The following is a 17,301-nucleotide window of genomic DNA, read 5'->3' on the forward strand; positions in this document are numbered from 1 at the left end:
CCCATGGCCAAGCCCAGCCGCGTCCTGCTCGGCCTGCTCGGCCATCCCATCTCCCACTCCGCGGCGCCCGCGATGATGGAGGCGGCCGGGGCCGCGACCGGGCTCGATGTCCGCTACCACCTGATCGACGTGGCGGGGGCGGCGCCGGATGTCATCGGGCGCATCCTGGACGGCGTGCGGCTCATCGGCTTCGCGGGGATCAACGTCACCTTTCCCTACAAGCAGACCGTCATCCCCTTCCTCGACGCACTGGACCCCGGCGCGGCGCAGGTCGGCGCGGTGAACCTCGTCACGGTGCGGGACGGCAGGCTGACGGGCCACAACACCGATGCCACCGGCTTTCTTTCGGGGCTGCTGGGTACCGTGGGGAATGCCGTGCAGGCGGGCCCCGCCGTGCTGGTCGGGGCCGGGGGTGCCGGACGCGCCATCGCCTGGTCGCTGGCGCGGGCCGGCGTGCCGGAGGTGCGGGTGGTGGACCAGGACCCCTCCCGCGCCGCTTCCCTGGCCACCGAGGCCTCCGGTTGGGGTGGCGGACGCTTCCTGCCTGCCGAGGGAATCGCCGCGGCCATGGCGGGCGCTTCGGGGGTGGTGAACGCCTCTCCCGCCGGGATGCTGCCCGACACCTCCAGCCCGGTAAATCCGGCGCTGCTGCGCGGTTCCATGTGGGTGGCCGACGCCGTCTACCATCCACCGGTGACGCCGCTGCTGGCCGCCGCGCGGGCGCTGGGCTGCGCCATCATGTCCGGGCGAGCCATGTCCGTCGGGCAGGCGGAGGATGGCTTCCTTCTTTTCACCGGGAAGCCCGCGCCGGAGGGCGTGATTGGCGCTGCCTTTGACGCGCATGTGAGGTAAAGCGCGCGTGAACCGTGAGGGGGTGCCCGCGGCACCTCGAGGGGAGAGAAACAATGATCACCAAGCGGAGCCTCGGCTTGGCCGCCATCGGCCTGACCGCCGCCCGAAGCGCCTCTGCCCAGGGAATTGCCCAAACCGGCGAGTGGCCGCAGCGCCAGGTCACGCTGGTCGTGCCCTGGGCACCCGGCGGCTCCACGGACACGCTGGCACGCGTGCTCGCGCAGCGCGTCTCGGCCGATGCCGGCCGGCCCGTCGTGGTGGACAACCGGCCGGGCGCCTCCGGCACGGTCGGCCACAACACGGTCTCCCGCGCGCAGCCCGACGGGTACACGCTGCTGCTGGGCACCAACTCCACCTATGCGATGGCGCCCTTCCTGCTGAACTCCATTCCCTATGACAATGATCGCGGCTTCACGCCCATCGGGCTGCTGGCCACCAACGCGCAGTATTTCTGCGTGCATCCCTCGGTCCGCGCGAACAACATCGCGGAGCTGATCGCGCTGGCCAAGGCACAGCCCGGCAAGATCAGCTACTCCTCCTCCGGTGCTGGATCCTCCGCGCATCTGGCGGTGGAACTGCTGAATGCCGAGGCCGGGATTGAGATGCTGCACGTGCCGTATCGCGGCGGCGCGCCCGCGCTGCAGGCCTTGATCGCGAACGAGGTCCAGCTTTCGGCGGTTGATGCCGTTTCGGCGCTGCAGCCGATGCGGGCGCAGGCGGTGCGCGCGATCGCGGTTTCCTCCGCCCAGCCCGACCCGGCGGCACCGGAGGTCCAGCCCGTCGCCACGGCCGTGCCGGGCTACGAGTGCTCCACCGACTTCTCCCTGTTCGCGCCGCCGGGCATGGCTCCCGCGCTGCAATCCCGCATTCAGGCGGCCTTCGCGCGCGCGCTGGAGAGCGCGGAGGTGAAGGAGAAGCTGGCGACCCTGGCGATCCGTCCGGTGGGCGGCAGGCCTGAGGAGTTCCCGGCCTATCAGAAGCGCGAAATGGAGAAGTGGGGCGGAATCATCCGGGCGCGGAACATCAAGCCGGACTGAGGGGCGGCTTCCTCACCGTCATGCCTGCCTTCCGGACGGCGGGAATCCTCGCCATCGGTGTTTGTGTCCCTTTGATCGCTACGTCCGGGCGGCGGTGTTGAAGGGATGACCGCCCCGGCGCGCAGGCCGGGGCGGTCATCGGGCCGGCTCAGGCCAGCACGCGGCCGCGCAGGGCGGCGTGGTCGCGGCTGCCGCGGCGCGCGCCGATCACCGCCACGACGAGGCCGAGCAGCATCGTCAGGAAGATGGAGAACGAGGCCACCGAGGCGCCCTTGGCCGCCGCGTCCGCCGCCTCCCGGGCGCGCTGCGCGGCCTGCTGCAGGGCCTGCTGGACCTGCTGCTCGGCCTGGGCCACGCGCTGCTGCGCCTCCTGCGGGCTGATGTTGTACTCGGCGGCCACCACGGCGTTCAGCCGCTCGCGGTCGCCGCCAGACAGGTTGCCGTCGGCCACCCGTCGGCCCGCCAGCGTGGCGATCTCGGCCTTGCGCTGGTCCGAGGTCATGGCGGCGGGGGCGTTGCCGGTGCCGGCGAGCGCGCTCTGCACCCGGTCGATCACGCCCTGCGCCGCCGACTGGGCCGCGCCGGTGCTGGTGCGGTTGGCCACCTGCTCGCCGGCGGCGGAGGCCACCGAGCCCGCGCCGCGCGCGATGCCGCCGAGAGCGCCCGTCACGCCGCTGGCCGCGGTGGAAGCCACGCCGGCCACCAGGTTGCCCAGCAGCACCGCGGAGATCAGGAACGAGGCCGCCCACATGGCCATGCCGTGCAGGGTCGCGTCTGTGTTGCTGGCGGTGCCGGACAGGCGGGCCGCCGCATAGCCGCCCACGACCAGGCCGATCAGGTTGGAGACGAGAAGCCACAGGCCCGCGCCGATGCCGAAGCTGGAGGCGTCGGGGGTGTCGCGCGCGGTGGCGTCCACGAGGGTCGCGCCAACCGCGGCGCCGAGGACGTTGAGCATCAGGCCGATAGCCAGGGCCATGATGGCGCCGGCGAAGACCGCACCCCAGGAGATGCGGGGCAGTGGGGAAACGGCCGCGGGGGCCGGGCCGGGGTAGGTGGAGGACATCGGTTTTGTCTTTCAGGCCGCGTGCGGCCTCGGGTGATGAAACGGCCGGGCTTGGTGCCGGGCCGCGGAAGGGCTTGGACGGGCGGGCCTGTCGTCCGGTGCGGCCGCCAAGGCTGTTCTTCATGCCGACGGCGGCGTTCTGGACCTTGCCCCCGGCCGGCATGGCCGGGATGACGGACCTGCAACAAGGCGGCGGCGCGGCGGTTGCGGCGGTGCGGGGGGCGGGCCGGTTCAGGCGCACCATGCCGCTGGTGCGATCTGCACCTTGGAGAGAGCGCTCAGCCCTTGTCGGCGCCGATGCCCCGCTCCCGCGCCCAGACCACGAGCTGGGTGCGGGAACCGACCCCGAGCCTGCGGTACAATCCGTTGACGTGGTTGCGGACGGTGGTCCGGCTCAGGCCGAGGCGCCCGGCGATCGCCGTGTCGTCGAGCCCGCGCGAGACAAGGTCCAGTACCTCCCGCGCCCGGGCCGGCAGGGCGGACAGGCTCGGGCCAGCCTCGGCGGGCCCTTCCCCGGGGGCAGGGTGCGACAGGCGGTCCAGCACGGCGGAGGTGATGGTGCCGGCATCGGTCATCACCGCCGCCACGGCGGCGGCGACCTCGGCCCTGGCCCGTGCCCGTTCGGGCGCGCGGGGAGCCACCAGCAGCAGGCAGGATCGCCCGGCCAGCTCCACCGCCGCGGCGGACACCGCGCAGGCGAGCGGCGCGCCGCCCCGCACGTGGAGAAGGGCGTCCTCGTCGCTCAGCCGCCCTTCGCGGCGGAACCGCGCGACCAGGGCTTGCGAGGCCCCCGCATCGGCCCAGAGGGGCAGTTCCGCGGCGGTGCGGCCGAGCACGTCTGCCTCACCCCGGTTGGTGCCCCGGCAGAAGGCTTCGTTCGCCAGCAGGATGCGGAAGTCGTCGGTGGTGGCCATGAGCGCCGGCACCGGCAGGGCGCGGAAGGCGAGGGCGAAGCGCTCCTCGCTCTGGCGCAGCGCCTTCTCGGCGCTGCGGCGGCCATCGAGGTCGGCAAAGGTGAAGAGCATGCAGGCGGTGCTGCCGATCTCGATGGGCTGGCCCGCCAGCACGACGCACTTCTCGCGCCCGTCGGGCAGCTGGAGCGTCGCCTCCATCTGCGGGATGGTGCGGCCCTCGCTCAGGCGCTCCACCGCCAGTTCGCGCCGCGCCGCGCCATCGAGCACGTCCACGTCATAGGCGGAGCGGCCGACCACCTGGTCCTCCCGGTAGCCGGTCATCTCCAGGAAGCCGCGGTTGACGCGGACGTGGCGCAGGTCCGAGAGGCGGAGGATCAGGGCGGGGGCCGGGTTGGCGTTGAAGGCGCGCTCGAAGCGTTCCTCGGCGTCGTACCGCTCGGTCTCGTCGCGCAGGATCAGCACGCGCAGGTCGGGCAGCCCCGCCTCGTCGGCCAGCACCAGGCTGCGGATCCGGTGCGTCCAGCGGGGGTCCGGCTCGCCCGCGGGGGCGACCTCGACCACCACCTCGTCGAAGGCCTCGCCGGCCATGACGCGCTCCAGCGGGTACTCGCCCTCGGGCAGGCGGTGGCGGTTGCGATAGCGCAGGTCGAAGCGCTCGCGGTAGCCGGCGGCGGTGCCGCCCAGTCCGGCGATCCCGGCGACCCCGTGCATGGCCAGGGCGGGCTCGTTGGCCCAGACGATGCGCTGGTCGGCGGCGATCAGGATCACGCCGTCGCTGACGCCGCCCACAATGGAGCGCAGTTGCTGGGTGTCGGCATGGGCGGGCGGCGTGGACGGGTCCATGGCGGCAACAACGGGGAAGCGGAAGGCGGGTTGATGCGCCGGCATCATCCGGTTGGTGCATTGGTCTGGCTCAGGGACCGGAACCTTTCCGCCTTTCCGTCCGTTGGTGCAGGGCGGCCCGGACCGGGCGGCCTGAGGACATACAGGAGAAAGCGACGATGGATGAGGATCGGGTCGGCGGCATCGTCGACAAGGCGGCCGGCAACGTGAAGTCGGCGGCCGGTAATCTGACCGGCGACACCAAGCTGCAGGCCGAGGGGACGGCCGACAAGGCGACCGGCGCCGTCCGGAACGCCGTTGGCGGCGCCAAGGACGCGGTTCGCGACCTGGCCGACGACGTTTCGGAGAAGGCTTCCGATCTGGGGCAGCGGGCCAGCCGTGCCGTGGAAGAGGGGGCCGGTCCTGTTCTGGACCAGGTCGGGCGCAAGGCCGGCGAGTACAGCCGCGAGGCACGGGCGGCGGTGACGGCGGGGGCGGAGGGCGCCTCCAACGTGGTGCGCGGCTACCCGCTGGCGACGGTGGGCGTCGTGGCGCTGCTGGCCTTCTTCCTGGGCCGGTTCAGCTCGCCGGAGCCGCGGCCCTGGTACCGCCGCGACTGGCTCTGACGCTGCGGAAGGCCTGACGGCAGGCAAGCCGGAAGGGGTGGCCGCGGTGGCGGCCACCCTTTTTTGCATGGAGTTACGCCGCCGCGTCTGGCCTGAGCCGCCGGATGGGCTAGTCGGCGGCGCGGATGTTCAGGCGGCGCACCAGCTCGGTCCAGCGCTCGCGCTCCGTGCGGGCGGCCGTGGCCAGGGCGGCGCCGTCGCCCCGGCGGGGATCGACGCCCAGGGACAGGAGGCGGGCGCGAAGCTCGGCATCGCCCATGGCGTCCTCGGCGGCGGCGGTGATGCGGGCGGCGAGAGGGGCGGGCAGCTTGGCCGGGCCGAAGATGCCGAACCATGTTTCGGACACCAGGCCGGGCAGGCCGGCCGCCTCGGCGGTGGGCACGCCGGGGGCGAGGGGCGTTTCGGCGGCGGAGGTGACGGCCAGGGCGCGCACGGTGTCGGCCTGGATGTGGGTGGCGGCCGTGGCCGGCACGTCCAGCAGCACATGGACATCGCCGCGCCGCAGCTCGGCATAGACGGCGCCGGTGCCGCGATAGGGCACGTGGACCATGCCGAGATCGGCCAGGCTGTCCAGCAGGGCGCCGTTCAGGTGCGGCGTGGTCGCGACGCCGGAGGAGCCGTAGTTCACCTGGCCGCGCCGGGCCTTCGCCCAGGCGAGAAAGCCGCGCAGGTCCGTGACGGGAACGGTGGTGGAGACCAGCACGAGCGAGGGCGAGGCGCCGATGAGGGCGAGCGGGGTGAAGTCGCGCTCCACGTCGTAGGGCAGGTTGGCGCCGGTGGCGGGCGCGGTGGAGTGGATGGAGGAGGTGGCGAGGAGAAGCGTCAGGCCGTCCGGGGCGGCGCGGACCACCACTTCGGCGGCCGGAACGCCGCCTGCGCCGGGGCGGTTCTCGATCACGACGGTGGCGCCGAGGCGCTGGCCGAGGAGGGGCGCGAAGAGGCGCGACACGGCATCCGTCGCCCCGCCGGCCGGGAAGGGCACGATGAGGCGCACCGGGCGCGCGGATTGGGCGAGGGCGGGGCGTGCGAGGGGGGACAGGGCTGCGAGGGCGAGAAGGGGACGGCGGTTCATGGGTGCGAGGGTCCTTCAGGCCCGGAGCCAGCGGCGCAGGCGGGCGGGGGCCTCGGCCATGTCGGGTTCCGGTCCGCAATAGCTGAAGCGCAGGAAGTGGTTGCCGCGCCCGGGGTCGAAGTCCACGCCGGGGGTGGCGGCGATGCCGGCCTCGGCCAGCATGCGGGCGCAGAAGGCGGGGCTGTCGTTGGTCAGGGCGGACACGTCGGCCCAGATGTAGAAGGCGCCGTCCGCCTGGGCGATGCGGTCGAAGCCGGCTTCGGGCAGGGCGGCGAGGAGCAGGTCGCGCGAGCGGCGGTAGGCGGCGCGGTTCGCCTCCAGCTCGTCGGTGCAGTCGAAGGCGGCCTCGGCGGCGACCTGGGCGACGTGGGGGGCGGAGATGAACATGTTCTGCGCCAGGCGCTCCACCGGGCGGATCAGGTCCTCGGGCAGCACGAGCCAGCCGATGCGCCAGCCGGTCATGGAGAAGTACTTGGAGAAGCTGTTCACCACGATCGTGCTGGAGGAATGCGCGGCGGCGGTGGCTTCGGGCACGTCGTAGGAAAGCCCGTGGTAGATCTCGTCCGAGATCAGGCGGACGCCGTTGGCGTGGCACCAGCGGGCGACCGCGGCGAGTTCGGCGGGTTCCAGCATGGTGCCGGCGGGGTTGCAGGGGCTGGCGACGATCAGCCCGGCGGGGCGGGGGTCGAGGGCTTCCAGCATGGCGACCGTCGGCTGGAAGCGGGTTTCGGCGCCGCAGGGCAGGAGCTGGGGCACCATGCCGAGCGCGGTGAGAATGTTGGCGTAAGGGGGATAGTAGGGGGCGGCCATGGCCACGCGGTCCCCCGCGTCGAAGGCCGCCAGGAAGGCCAGCGGGAAGGCCCCGGAGGCGCCGACGGTGACGGCGATGCGCGACGCCTCCACCGACGCGCCGTAGTGGCTGGCGTACCGGCCGGCGATCCGGGTGCGCAGCGAGGGCAGGCCGAAGGCCTCGGTGTAGCCGAGCGAGTGGCCGGATTGCAGGGCGCGGATGGCGGCCTCGGCGGCGCCGCGCGGGGCGCCGGTGCCGGGCTGGCCGACCTCCATGCGGAGGATGCCGGGTTCGCCCGGGCGCAGGGCCGCGGCGCGGGCGTTGGCGGCCGCGATCACGTCCATCACCAGGAAGGCTGGCGCGTTGGCCCCCCGTCCGGTCTTGAGCAACTCAGTCGTTCCCGGTGGCCAGGCCGAGGCCGCGGGGATCGGCCACCGCCGAGCAGCCGGCGGCGGTGACGGTGCCCTGGCAGGTGACGGCGACGCCGCGGCCGGGCTCGGGGATGGCCGCCACCGCCTGAGCCAGGGAGGCGCGGCGCGCGAGGTGCAGCCCGGCCGGGCCGCCGGCCGCGGCCGGGGCGGCGCCCTGGCCGGAGCCGGCGCCGGCATAGCGCATGGCCTTCACGCTGAGGTTGGCGAGCAGGATGGCGCCGAGGGGCGGCGCCTGCACGCTGCCGAGGTTGGGCGCGGCGGCGAGCAGGAAGCCCATGCCCGGCACCATGCGGCCGGTGCCGAAAAGGTTGTTCAGGGTGAAGGCGCAGGCGACCGCCCCGCCGTCGCGATCCTGCACCACCAGGGCGGTGCTGGCGCCGGGGTTGCCGCCCGCGAGCGGCAGGGGCTGGCCGGCGGCCGCGGCGCGGAAGGCGGCCATGGTCGCGCCGCCATCCACCGAGGCGGGGAGCACGGCCAGGGTGTCGTCGCGCAGGCGTTCCTGCTGGGCCGGCACGGCCTGGGGAATGGCGGCGCGCAGCTCGGGCACGGTCAGGAAGCCGCCGGCGGCGGCGCTGCCTTCCGCCACGCGGCGGGCAAGGCCGCCCTGGTGGAAGTCGCCCACCCCGGCCGTGCGGAGCTGGCCCAGGGTGGTGGCGAGGTCGGGCTGGCGGAACGGGTCGCCCTCGCCGATCGCGGCGCCGCCCTGGCCCGTGAAGGCGGCGCGGGAGACGGGATCGGCCAGCAGCGGGCCGGACACGGCCGCGAGGTCGGCGGCGAGGGCGCGGGAGACGGGGGTGCCGAAGCGGGCGAGCTGCTCGGCGGGGGCGATGGTGCTCTCGAAGGGCAGGCGCCCCTGGCGGGCGTGCAGGGCGAAGAGGCCGCGCGCCATCAGGGGCACGGCGGCCGGGCGGTCGGCGCCCCGGGGCACGGCGCTGCGCTCGCCGGGCTGGAAGAGGAAGGCCTCCACCTCGTTGCGGCGGGGATCGTAGCCGAGGCAGGCGCCGCCGCCGCCGAGGCCGGCGCGCGAGGGGAGCGTGACGGAGAGCGCGAAGCCGGCCGCCGCCGCCGCATCGGCCGCCGAGCCGCCGGCCGAGAGCACGTCGCGCGCGACCAGGGCGGCGCGCGGTTCCTCGGCGGCCACGTTGCCCAGGAAGCCCCTGACATAGCCCTGCTGGCCCGGCTGGGCGGAAGGCCCGCCGGTGATGGCGTTGCTCACCCGGTCCACCGTGGAGCAGCCGGCCAGGAGGGCGGCGAGGGCGACCACCCCGGCCGCGTTGCGGAGGGGGGCGCCCGTGCGAAAGCGGCTCTTGCCTGCCATGTGGTCCCGGACCGTCCCTGCCGTGCATGTCATGGGGGGTGTTCCTGGCACCGGGCCTGCCCGTGGCGCAAGGGGGCGGGGGTGCGATCCTTTCGCGGCGCGGATGGAAAGAGGGACGGCCGCGGGCGCGGCCGGGCGGACCGTGGCCTCCGGGGTGGGGCGTGGTAGGCTCGGCACGTGAACAGGCCGCCATCCGGTCGGGTTATGAAGGCAGTGCAGCCATGAAGCGCATCGTGATGACCGGGCTGGCCCTGGCCCTGGGCTGGACCGCAGCCTTGGCGCAGGAGGCCGCACCGGGCTTCTCCCCCCGCCAGCGGGAGGAGATCGTCTCCATCCTGCGCGAGGCGCTGCGGTCGGACCCCTCCATCCTGCGGGAAGCGATCGGCGCCATGCAGGATGCGCAGCGGAGCGAGCAGGAGAACGCCCGCCGCGCGGCGCTCGCCGCCAGCCGCGACGCGCTGTTCAACGATGCGCGCGACCCCATCAAGGGCAACCCGCGCGGCGACGTGACCATCGTGGAGTTCTTCGACGCGCGCTGCACCTACTGCAAGGCGCTGCACCCGACCATGCAGGCACTTCTTCAGCAGGACCGCAACATCCGGGTGGTGATGAAGGACCTGCCGATCCTGGGGCCGAACAGCGTGCTCGCCAGCCGCGCGCTGCTCGCCGCGCAGCGCCAGGGCAAGTACGAGCCGCTCTATGACGCGCTGCTGCGGCTGCGGGTGGAGCCGACGGAGGCGGTGCTGCAGGCCGAGGCGCAGCGCGCCGGGCTGGACTGGGCGCGGCTGCGGCGGGACATGGACGACCCCGCGATCCAGGCGCGGCTGCAGGGCAACATCGAGTTGGCCCAGCGGCTGCAGCTCGAGGGGACGCCGGCGCTGATCATCGGCGACACCACCGTGCCCGGCGCGGTGGAGCTGCCTGAGCTGGAGCGGCTGGTCGCGGAGGCGCGGCGCCGTGGCTGAGGCGCCGGAGCACGCCCCCGAGCACGCCCCCGAGCACGCCAAGGAGGAGGGGCGCGGGCTGGCGACCGACTTCTCGCGGACCATGTCCTATGGCGGGTACCTGGACCTCGACACGCTGCTTTCCGCGCAGCGGCCTCTGTCGGACAAGCACGACGAGCTGCTGTTCATCGTCATCCACCATGTGCAGGAACTCTGGATGAAGCTGATCATCCGGGAGCTGGAGGTGGCGACGGCCTGCGTGCGGGAGGGGGACCTGCGGCCGGCCTTCAAGGGGCTGGCGCGGGTGTCGCGCATCCAGCGGCAGCTGGTGGAGGCCTGGGACGTGCTCTCCACCATGACGCCCGCGGACTACCTGGCGTTCCGCGACGTGCTCGGGCAGTCTTCGGGCTTCCAGTCCTGGCAGTACCGGCTGATGGAGATCCTGCTGGGGGCGCGGGACGAGTTCATGCTGAAGCCGCACGCGCATGACGAGGCGCTGACGGCGCGGCTGCGGGCGGCCTTCGAGGCGCCCTCGCTGTACCAGGAGGCGCTGCGGCTGGTGGCGCGGCGGGGCGTGCCCGTGCCGGCGGCGGTGCTGGAGCGGGACCCGGCGCTGCGGCACGAGGAGAACGAGGGCGTGGTGGAGGCCTGGGCCACGGTTTACCGCAACAGCACGGACTACTTCGACCTCTACGAGCTGGCGGAGGAGCTGGTGGACCTGGAGGACGCCTTCCAGCAGTGGCGCTTCCGGCACGTGACCACGGTGGAGCGGATCATCGGGATGCGGACGGGCACGGGGGGCTCGGCGGGGGTGGCCTATCTCAGGCGCGCGCTGGAGCGGCGCTTCTTTCCGGAGCTGTGGACGGTGCGTGGGCGGCTCTAGCGGCGCGGCGCGCGGGCGGGGATGATGCGGGGATGAAGGTCCTCGTTCTCGGCGCTGGCGTCACGGGTCTTGCTGCCGCGTATCTTCTGGCGCGCGATGGCCATGCGGTGACGGTGCTGGAGCGCCGCCGGGGCGTGGCGCTGGAAAGCAGCCACGCCAACGGGGGGCAGCTTTCCTATTCCTATGTGGCGCCGCTGGCAGGGCCGGGGGTGATCGGCAAGCTGCCGGGCTGGCTGCTGGACCGCGACAGCCCCGTGCGCTTCCGCCCGCGGCTCGACCCCGCGCAATGGGCCTGGGGCGCGCGGTTCCTGGCGGCCTGCAACGCGGGGGCGGCGGACCGGACCACGCGGCGGCTGCTGCGGCTTTCCTTTCTTTCGCGCGACCTGACGCGGGCGGCGATCGGGGACGAGGGGATCGACTGCGCCTTCCGGCACGCGGGCAAGCTGGTGGTTTACTCGGATCAGGCGGGGTTCGACGCCGCGCGGCGGCTGGTGGACTACCAGCGCAGCCTGGGCAGCGAGCAGGAGGCGCTGTCGCGCCAGCAATGCCTGATGGCCGAGCCCTCCCTGGCCGGGATCGCGCACCGGCTTTGCGGGGGCATCCTGACGCGGGGCGAGGACGCGGCGGAGTGCCGGCTTTTCTGCGCGGGGCTGGAGGCGGCCATGCGCGGGGGGAACCTGGCGGTGGATTTCCGCTTCGGCACGGAGGTGCGGCAGATCCTGGCGGTGGGCGGGCGCGTGGTGGGCGTGCTGACCGACCAGGGGGTGGAGGAGGCGGGCGCCGTGGTGCTGGCCATGGGGGCCGGCAGCGCGCGGCTGCTGGCGCCGCTGGGAATCCGGGTGCCGCTGTATCCGCTGAAGGGCTACAGCCTGACGCTTCCCATCGCCTCCGACGACGCGGCGCCGCGGATCAGCGTGACGGATTTCGCGCGCAAGGTTGTTTATGCCCGGCTGGGCCAGGACCTGCGGGTGGCGGGGATGGCGGACCTGGTGGGGCACGACACGCGCTTCGACCTTTCGCGGCTGGAGCTTCTGGTGCGCCAGGCGCGCAAAGCCTTTCCGGAGGCGGCGGACTGGACGGTGCTGCGGCCCTGGGCGGGGCTGCGACCGGCGACCCCTTCCGCGCTGCCGATCCTCGGGCCCGCGCCGGGGCTGGCCAATCTGCACCTGAACATCGGGCACGGGGCGCTGGGCTTCACCCTGGCCATGGGTTCGGCACGCGTGGTGGCCGATCTGCTCGCGGGGCGTGCAGCACCCATTCCGCTGGACGGTTTCGCGGCCTGAACGGCCTTGCGCGCGGAGGCGCCGCCGTCAGGATGCGGGGCAACCGGAACAGGGACAGGACACCCATGCGATTCGCACCGCTGCTTGGCGCGCTCGGCGCCGTGCTGCTCGCCTTCGGCGGGCCGGCGCATGCCCAGGCACCCGCGGCGCCGCCCGCCGTTGCACGGGGCGCAACGCCGGTCTTCGACGGGGTGAAGCAGCGCGACTACATCCGCTGCGGGGTGTCCCAGGGCACGCCGGGATTCTCCACGCCCAACAGCCAGGGCGGCTGGTCCGGCTTTGACGTGGAGTTCTGCCGGGCGCTCGCGGCTGCCGTGCTGGGGGACGCCAACAAGGTGCGCTACCAGCCCTATTCCGCGCAGCAGCGCTTCACGGCGCTGCAATCGGGCGAGATCGACGTGCTGTCGCGCAACACCACCTGGACCTTCCAGCGCGACATCCAGCTCGGCCTCGAATTCGTCGGCATCGCCTTCTATGACGGCGCGGGATTCCTGGCGCGGAAGTCGCCGGGGCTGGAGCGGTCGGTGCAGCTCGATGGTGCCTCGGTCTGCGTGCAGACGGGGTCCACCAACGAGCTGATCGTCGCGGACTTCGCGCGCGCCAACAACATCCGGCTGAACCCGCTGGTGTTCCAGAACCTGGAGCAGATCTTCGACGCGCTGTTCTCCGGTCGCTGCGACGCCATGAACTGGGACCGCGCGGCGCTGGCGGGCACGCGGCTGCGGGCGCCCAATCCCGACGAGTTCGTGCTGCTGCCGGAGGTGCTGAGCAAGGAGCCCTATTCGCCCGTGGTGGCGCAGGGCGACCAGCGCTGGCTGGAGATCGTGCGCTGGACGCTGTTCGCGCTGATCGAGGCGGAGGAGCAGGGCGTGACGAGCGCCAACGTGGCGGAGCGGCTGCGCAGCAATGATCCCAACACCCAGCGCCTCCTGGGGGTGACCGGCAACTTCGGCGGCATGATGGGCCTGAGCGACCGCTGGGCCTATGAGGCAATCCGCCAGGTGGGCAATTATGGCGAGATCTTCGCGCGCACGCTGACGCCCATCGGGATCGACCGCAGCGTGAACCGGCTGTGGAGCCAGGGCGGGCTGATCTACGCGCCCGCGATGCGCTGAGGAGGACGCCGCCGGATCAGGCGAGGCGCCTCATCCGGGCCAGCGCCTCGTCCACCGCCTCGGCGGTCTGGTAGGGGCCGAAACCGAAGCGAAGGCGCCGGCCGCGGCGGTCGGTGATGATCCGGGCGGCTTCCAGGCGGGATTGCCAGCCCTCCGCGTCGTCGATGTCGAAGGCCAGGAAGTTCCCGCGCTGCGGCTCCTCCAGCGGCACGGCGAGGGCGGCGGGGTCCAGGCCGGTGCCTGACAGGCCCGCGCAGAAGCGGGCCTGCAGGGCGTGGGCGTGGGCGTGGATGGCGGGCACGGTCAGGCCGGTTTCCTCCACCCAGCGCATCGCGGCCGCGAAGCGGTAAAGGCCGGAGGGGTCGAAGGTGGCGCCCAGGAAGCGGCGGGCGTCCTCGGCATAGGCCACGCGGCTATCGCTGGCGGCGAGCGCGCCAAAGGCGGCGTACCAGCCCGTGTCGCGCGGGCGGGGCAGCCATCCCGGCGGGCAGTGCAGGAAGCAGCAGCCTTCCCCGGCCATGGCGTATTTGTAGCCGCCCGACGTGTAGAAGGCGCGGTGCCCGATGCGCGAGAGGTCCACGGGCCGGGCCATGAAGGCATGGTAGCCGTCGATCACCAGCACGGCCTCACCGGCGGCCTCCGCCAGGGCTTCCAGGCCGGCGAGGGCATAGCCCGAGTGAAAGAACACCTCGCTGACCCAGATGAGGTCGAAGCCGGCGCGCGCGGCCTCGACGAGGCGTGCCGCGCATTCGCCGCCGGGATCGGAGGGGATGCGGGTGACGGCGATCAGCCCGTCCTCCTCCAGCCGCGCGGCCTGGCGGGAGAAGGAATGGAACTCGCCGTCGGTGGTCAGCACGCGGGGCGGGCGGCCTGTGGGCATCGCGCTCAGGATGCGGCGAACGAACTCGTGGGTGTTGGGGGCGAAGGCGATCGTGGTGGGGTCGGGCAGGTTCAGGTGGTGTGCCGCGCCGGTCTGGCAGGCGGCGAGCACGGGGCCGAGCACCTCCCCCCACTTCGCGTCCTGCAGGCGGGCGGCGTCATCCCAGGCTTGCATCTGCGCGGCACGGGTCGCGTCCGGCCAGGGGTGGTGGCTGTGCGCCGCGAAGTGCAGCCGCTCCGGCTCGGCCTGCAGGAAGCGGGAGAAATGCGCGCGCAGGTCCAGCATCGGATCACCCCGGGGCCGGCCGGATTGCCGCCGTGCCGCCAGCGTATAGAGTGGGCGCGGGAGACCGGGAATGGCACGACGCCGTCAGTCAACCGGCGCGCCTCGCCCCTGGCCGGGAAAGTCCGGGATGGCGGAATGCCGCGCCGCATCGTGATCGGGGAGGCGCCAGGCTTTCCGGTGCGGGTGCCCGTGCCGGATCTCGCCGGCCTGACCACCGGCAATGTCGGCATTCCCGGCGTATGGCGGATCGCATCCGGCGAGCCGGGACCACAGGCCGTCATCGTTTCCCTGACACATGGCAACGAGTTCGCGGGCGCCACCGTGCTGGCGCGCTGGCTCCGGGCGGGGCTGCGGCCGGCGCGGGGAACGCTGACCCTGGTTTTCGCCAACCTCGAGGCCTTTGCCCGCTTCGACCCGGCCGATCCCACCCTGTCGCGCTACGTGGATGAGGACCTGAACCGGGTCTGGAGCGCGCGCCACCTGGACGGGCCGCGCGACAGCCTGGAGCTTCGCCGGGCGCGGGAGCTGCGGCCGGTGGTGGAGGCGGCCGACGCCTTGCTGGACCTGCATTCCATGCTCTGGCCCTCCGACCCGCTGATCCTGACCGGAGCCTCGCCGGGGGCGCTGGCGCTGGCGCAGGCGATCGGCGTGCCGGCAACCGTGGTGGCGGATGCCGGCCATCCCGAGGGGCCGCGCATGATCGACCACGCGCCGTTCACCGAACCCGGCGCCCGGCGCGTGGCGATGCTGGCCGAGGCCGGGCTGCACTGGGAGCCGGAAACGGAGGCGGTGGCCGAAGCCTGCGCGGGCGGGCTTCTCCGCGCGCTCGGCATGGCGCCGGCCGCGCCCGCGCGCTGCGGGCAGGCTGCGGTGTGGCGGGTGACGCGGGCCATCACCGCCGCGTCCCGCCAATTCGCCTTCACGGACCTGTTCCGTGGCGGCGAGGTGATCCCCCACGCCGGCACGCTGATCGCGCGCGACGGGGAGGCGGAGGTGCGCACGCCGCATGACGACTGCATGCTGGTGATGCCGAGCCCGCGAGTGATGCGCGGGCATGTGGCGGTGCGGCTCGCGCAAAGGGCGGGGCCGCGGTAGCGCCGCTCAGGCGGGCGCGGGCTCGCCCTCCACGGGCTCCTTGCCGTCGGCGCGGATCAGGGCCGCGATCTCGGCCGCGGCGGCATCGAGCGCGGCCTCGTCCGTGCCCTTGGCAACCAGGGCCACGCCGTTCCCGCCCTCGCGGTAATAGGGGTAGGAGCCGATGTCGAGCTGGGGGAAGCGGGCCTGCACGGCCGTCAGCGCCTCGGCGATCGTGCCTTCCAGCAGGCCGGTGGCGTGAACCGCGCGCGACTTCACGGGGGTGCCGCCCTGGAGGCCGGGCGCCACCACCTCGAACATGGAGCGCATGATGCGGGGCACGCCGGCCATGACGTGGACATTGCCCATCGCGAAGCCGGGCGCGGAGGTTTCCGAGCACAGGATGGGGATGGCGCCGCGCGGCAGGGTGGCCATGCGGAGCCGCGCCGCGTTCATCGTGACGGGCGGCGTGCGGCGGGCGTAGTCGGCCTCCATGATGGCGCGGGAGGGCTCGTGCACCTCCCACGGCACGCCGAAGGCGCGGGCGACGCATTCGCTGGTGATGTCGTCATGCGTCGGGCCGATGCCGCCGGTGGTGAAGACATAGGTGAAGCGGGCGCGGATCTCGTTCACCGTGCCGATGATGGTGTCCGGCACGTCCGGGATGACGCGGACCTCGCGCAAGGGGATACCGAGCTCGCCGAGGCGGGTGGCGATGAACTTCAGGTTCGCGTCCTGGGTGCGGCCGGAGAGCACCTCGTTGCCGATGATGATCAGGGCGGCGGTGGGCTGGGTCATCTGGCGGCTCTCTCGGACAGTGGATGCAAGGTCGCGTGCCCGGGCGCGGCGTCAAGCCCGCGAGGCGGCCCGCCGGGACGCCTCAGAGGAAGTCCCGAAGCAGGGCCACCAGCGGCTTGTCCGCCGGGGGCATGGCGTAGTCGCCGAGCTTCGCGGGCCGCACCCAGGCCAGGGCCTGGCCTTCCCGGCCCTCGGGCGTGCCGTTCCACCGGCGGCAGAGATAGAGCGGCATCAGCAGGTGGCGCCCTTCCAGCGGGTGGGAGGCGAAGGCGAAGGGGGCGAGGCAGGCGGTGGAGACGTCGATGCCCAGTTCCTCCCTGAGCTCGCGGATCAGGGCTTCCTCGGGGGTTTCGCCGGGGCCGACCTTGCCGCCGGGGAATTCCCAGAGGCCGGCCATCGGCTTGCCTTCCGGTCGGCGGGCGAGGAGCACGCGGCCATCGGAGTCGATCAGGCCGCAGGCGACCACCAGCAGGAGGTTCGCGCCCGGCGCGGCCTGCGGCGCGGCCGGGTCGGCGGCGGTGCGCGCCGGCACCTCTGGCCCGGCGGAAAGGTCTTCCCGCCCCGCGCGGAAGCGACGCACGGGCAGACGGGCATTGCGGGCGGTGAAGTCCTGCTCCGCCCAGCCGTCCTCCTGGAAGCCGATGCGGGCCAGAACGGCGGCGGAGCGCGTGTTCTCCTCCAGCACGGAGGCGTGGATCACGTCGAGGTCGAGGTTCGCCAGCGCCCAGCGGGTCAGGCGGCCCGCGGCGCGGGGGCCGATCCCCTGGCCCCAGTGCCGCCGCGCCACCCAGTAGCCCAGCTCGGCGTGGCGCGGCCGGTCCCGCGCGGTGGTGAGGCCGACGCAGCCCACCAGGGCCTCCCCGCGGAGGATGGCGAGGTGCCAGGCGGTGCCGGCCTCGATCTGCGCGCGGGTGGAGGCGATCCAGTCGTCCGCCAGCGCGCGCGAATAGGGAAAGGGGACGCGCGCCAGCATGCGCGCCACCTCCCAGTCGTTGACCAGCCGGTGGAGGTCCGCCGCGTCCTCCGCGCGAAGCGCACGGAGGGTCAGGTCCTCCACCGGGAGGGGCGCGAAGATCGCGTCGCTCATCTCGGTCCTTCCGGCGCCCGCCGGGCG

The 17,301-nt window shown here is 73.5% G+C and carries 16 protein-coding genes; 8 read left to right on the plus strand and 8 right to left on the minus strand.

Annotated features, from left to right (window positions below):
• The first annotated feature begins 3 nt into the window (after nucleotides 1-3).
• Nucleotides 4-852 carry a shikimate dehydrogenase gene (locus ACFFIC_RS08570; protein ID WP_377049757.1) on the plus strand — a complete coding sequence of 283 codons (849 nt, stop codon included), beginning with the start codon at nucleotides 4-6 and terminating at the stop codon, nucleotides 850-852.
• A gap of 53 nt (nucleotides 853-905) precedes the next feature.
• Nucleotides 906-1,889 carry a Bug family tripartite tricarboxylate transporter substrate binding protein gene (locus tag ACFFIC_RS08575; protein WP_377049758.1) on the plus strand — a complete coding sequence of 328 codons (984 nt, stop codon included), beginning with the start codon at nucleotides 906-908 and terminating at the stop codon, nucleotides 1,887-1,889.
• A gap of 148 nt (nucleotides 1,890-2,037) precedes the next feature.
• On the opposite strand, the gene ACFFIC_RS08580 is transcribed toward ACFFIC_RS08575, so the two are convergent.
• Both ACFFIC_RS08580 and ACFFIC_RS08585 read right to left on the minus strand, forming a co-directional pair.
• Nucleotides 2,038-2,952 (minus strand): hypothetical protein, encoded by a 915-nt coding sequence (locus ACFFIC_RS08580; protein WP_377049759.1) that lies wholly within the window; start codon nucleotides 2,950-2,952, stop codon nucleotides 2,038-2,040.
• 278 nt (nucleotides 2,953-3,230) lie between these two features.
• Entirely contained in the window at nucleotides 3,231-4,757 is a 1,527-nt protein-coding gene (locus ACFFIC_RS08585) for a PAS domain S-box protein (protein ID WP_377049760.1), read from the minus strand.
• A 110-nt stretch (nucleotides 4,758-4,867) separates the two neighbouring features.
• Between ACFFIC_RS08585 and ACFFIC_RS08590 the strand changes: the two genes are divergently transcribed.
• Nucleotides 4,868-5,314 carry a CsbD family protein gene (locus tag ACFFIC_RS08590; protein WP_377049761.1) on the plus strand — a complete coding sequence of 149 codons (447 nt, stop codon included), beginning with the start codon at nucleotides 4,868-4,870 and terminating at the stop codon, nucleotides 5,312-5,314.
• A 109-nt stretch (nucleotides 5,315-5,423) separates the two neighbouring features.
• Here the strand turns inward: ACFFIC_RS08590 and ACFFIC_RS08595 are convergent, their stop codons facing one another.
• The 3 genes from ACFFIC_RS08595 to ACFFIC_RS08605 are packed head-to-tail and all read right to left on the minus strand — an operon-like array spanning nucleotide 5,424 to nucleotide 8,958.
• Nucleotides 5,424-6,386, minus strand: coding sequence for a Bug family tripartite tricarboxylate transporter substrate binding protein (locus ACFFIC_RS08595; RefSeq protein ID WP_377049762.1), 963 nt, complete (start codon nucleotides 6,384-6,386; stop codon nucleotides 5,424-5,426).
• Between the two features lie 15 nt (nucleotides 6,387-6,401).
• Nucleotides 6,402-7,565: a pyridoxal phosphate-dependent aminotransferase gene (locus ACFFIC_RS08600; RefSeq protein ID WP_456306929.1), complete on the minus strand. Its 1,164-nt coding sequence runs from the start codon at nucleotides 7,563-7,565 to the stop codon at nucleotides 6,402-6,404.
• 1 nt (nucleotide 7,566) lies between these two features.
• On the minus strand, nucleotides 7,567-8,958 hold the full coding sequence (locus tag ACFFIC_RS08605; protein ID WP_377049763.1) for a gamma-glutamyltransferase: 1,392 nt from the start codon (nucleotides 8,956-8,958) through the stop codon (nucleotides 7,567-7,569).
• A 188-nt stretch (nucleotides 8,959-9,146) separates the two neighbouring features.
• Between ACFFIC_RS08605 and ACFFIC_RS08610 the strand changes: the two genes are divergently transcribed.
• The 4 genes from ACFFIC_RS08610 to ACFFIC_RS08625 all read left to right on the plus strand — a co-directional run bounded on the left by ACFFIC_RS08610 (nucleotide 9,147) and on the right by ACFFIC_RS08625 (nucleotide 13,150).
• Nucleotides 9,147-9,890, plus strand: a complete 744-nt coding sequence (locus ACFFIC_RS08610) for a DsbA family protein (RefSeq protein WP_377049764.1) — start codon at nucleotides 9,147-9,149, stop codon at nucleotides 9,888-9,890.
• Complete coding sequence (gene kynA, locus ACFFIC_RS08615; protein WP_377049765.1) at nucleotides 9,883-10,752, plus strand: tryptophan 2,3-dioxygenase; 870 nt, start codon at nucleotides 9,883-9,885, stop codon at nucleotides 10,750-10,752. Before ACFFIC_RS08610 ends, kynA begins: the two co-directional genes overlap by 8 nt.
• Nucleotides 10,753-10,784: 32 nt before the next feature.
• The gene (locus ACFFIC_RS08620) at nucleotides 10,785-12,035 is read left to right on the plus strand and encodes a D-amino acid dehydrogenase (protein ID WP_377049766.1); all 1,251 of its coding nucleotides are present in this window, start codon (nucleotides 10,785-10,787) and stop codon (nucleotides 12,033-12,035) included.
• 65 nt (nucleotides 12,036-12,100) lie between these two features.
• A complete protein-coding gene (locus tag ACFFIC_RS08625; RefSeq protein WP_377049767.1) occupies nucleotides 12,101-13,150 on the plus strand; it encodes an amino acid ABC transporter substrate-binding protein in 1,050 nt (349 codons plus the stop codon).
• Nucleotides 13,151-13,166: 16 nt separating this feature from the next.
• Here ACFFIC_RS08625 and ACFFIC_RS08630 read toward each other — a convergent pair whose 3' ends face one another.
• Nucleotides 13,167-14,315, minus strand: a complete 1,149-nt coding sequence (locus ACFFIC_RS08630) for an aminotransferase class V-fold PLP-dependent enzyme (RefSeq protein WP_377049768.1) — start codon at nucleotides 14,313-14,315, stop codon at nucleotides 13,167-13,169.
• Nucleotides 14,316-14,450: 135 nt separating this feature from the next.
• On the opposite strand from ACFFIC_RS08630, the gene ACFFIC_RS08635 reads away from it, so the two are divergent.
• Nucleotides 14,451-15,410 carry a M14 family metallopeptidase gene (locus tag ACFFIC_RS08635; RefSeq protein ID WP_377049769.1) on the plus strand — a complete coding sequence of 320 codons (960 nt, stop codon included), beginning with the start codon at nucleotides 14,451-14,453 and terminating at the stop codon, nucleotides 15,408-15,410.
• 6 nt (nucleotides 15,411-15,416) lie between these two features.
• Here ACFFIC_RS08635 and ACFFIC_RS08640 read toward each other — a convergent pair whose 3' ends face one another.
• Both ACFFIC_RS08640 and ACFFIC_RS08645 read right to left on the minus strand, forming a co-directional pair.
• Complete coding sequence (locus ACFFIC_RS08640; protein ID WP_377049770.1) at nucleotides 15,417-16,187, minus strand: competence/damage-inducible protein A; 771 nt, start codon at nucleotides 16,185-16,187, stop codon at nucleotides 15,417-15,419.
• 82 nt (nucleotides 16,188-16,269) lie between these two features.
• Nucleotides 16,270-17,274 (minus strand): bifunctional GNAT family N-acetyltransferase/(deoxy)nucleoside triphosphate pyrophosphohydrolase, encoded by a 1,005-nt coding sequence (locus ACFFIC_RS08645; RefSeq protein WP_377049771.1) that lies wholly within the window; start codon nucleotides 17,272-17,274, stop codon nucleotides 16,270-16,272.
• Between the last annotated feature and the right edge of the window lie 27 nt (nucleotides 17,275-17,301).

It is taken from the genome of Muricoccus vinaceus (assembly GCF_042433125.1).
Taxonomy (GTDB): domain Bacteria; phylum Pseudomonadota; class Alphaproteobacteria; order Acetobacterales; family Acetobacteraceae; genus Roseomonas; species Roseomonas vinacea.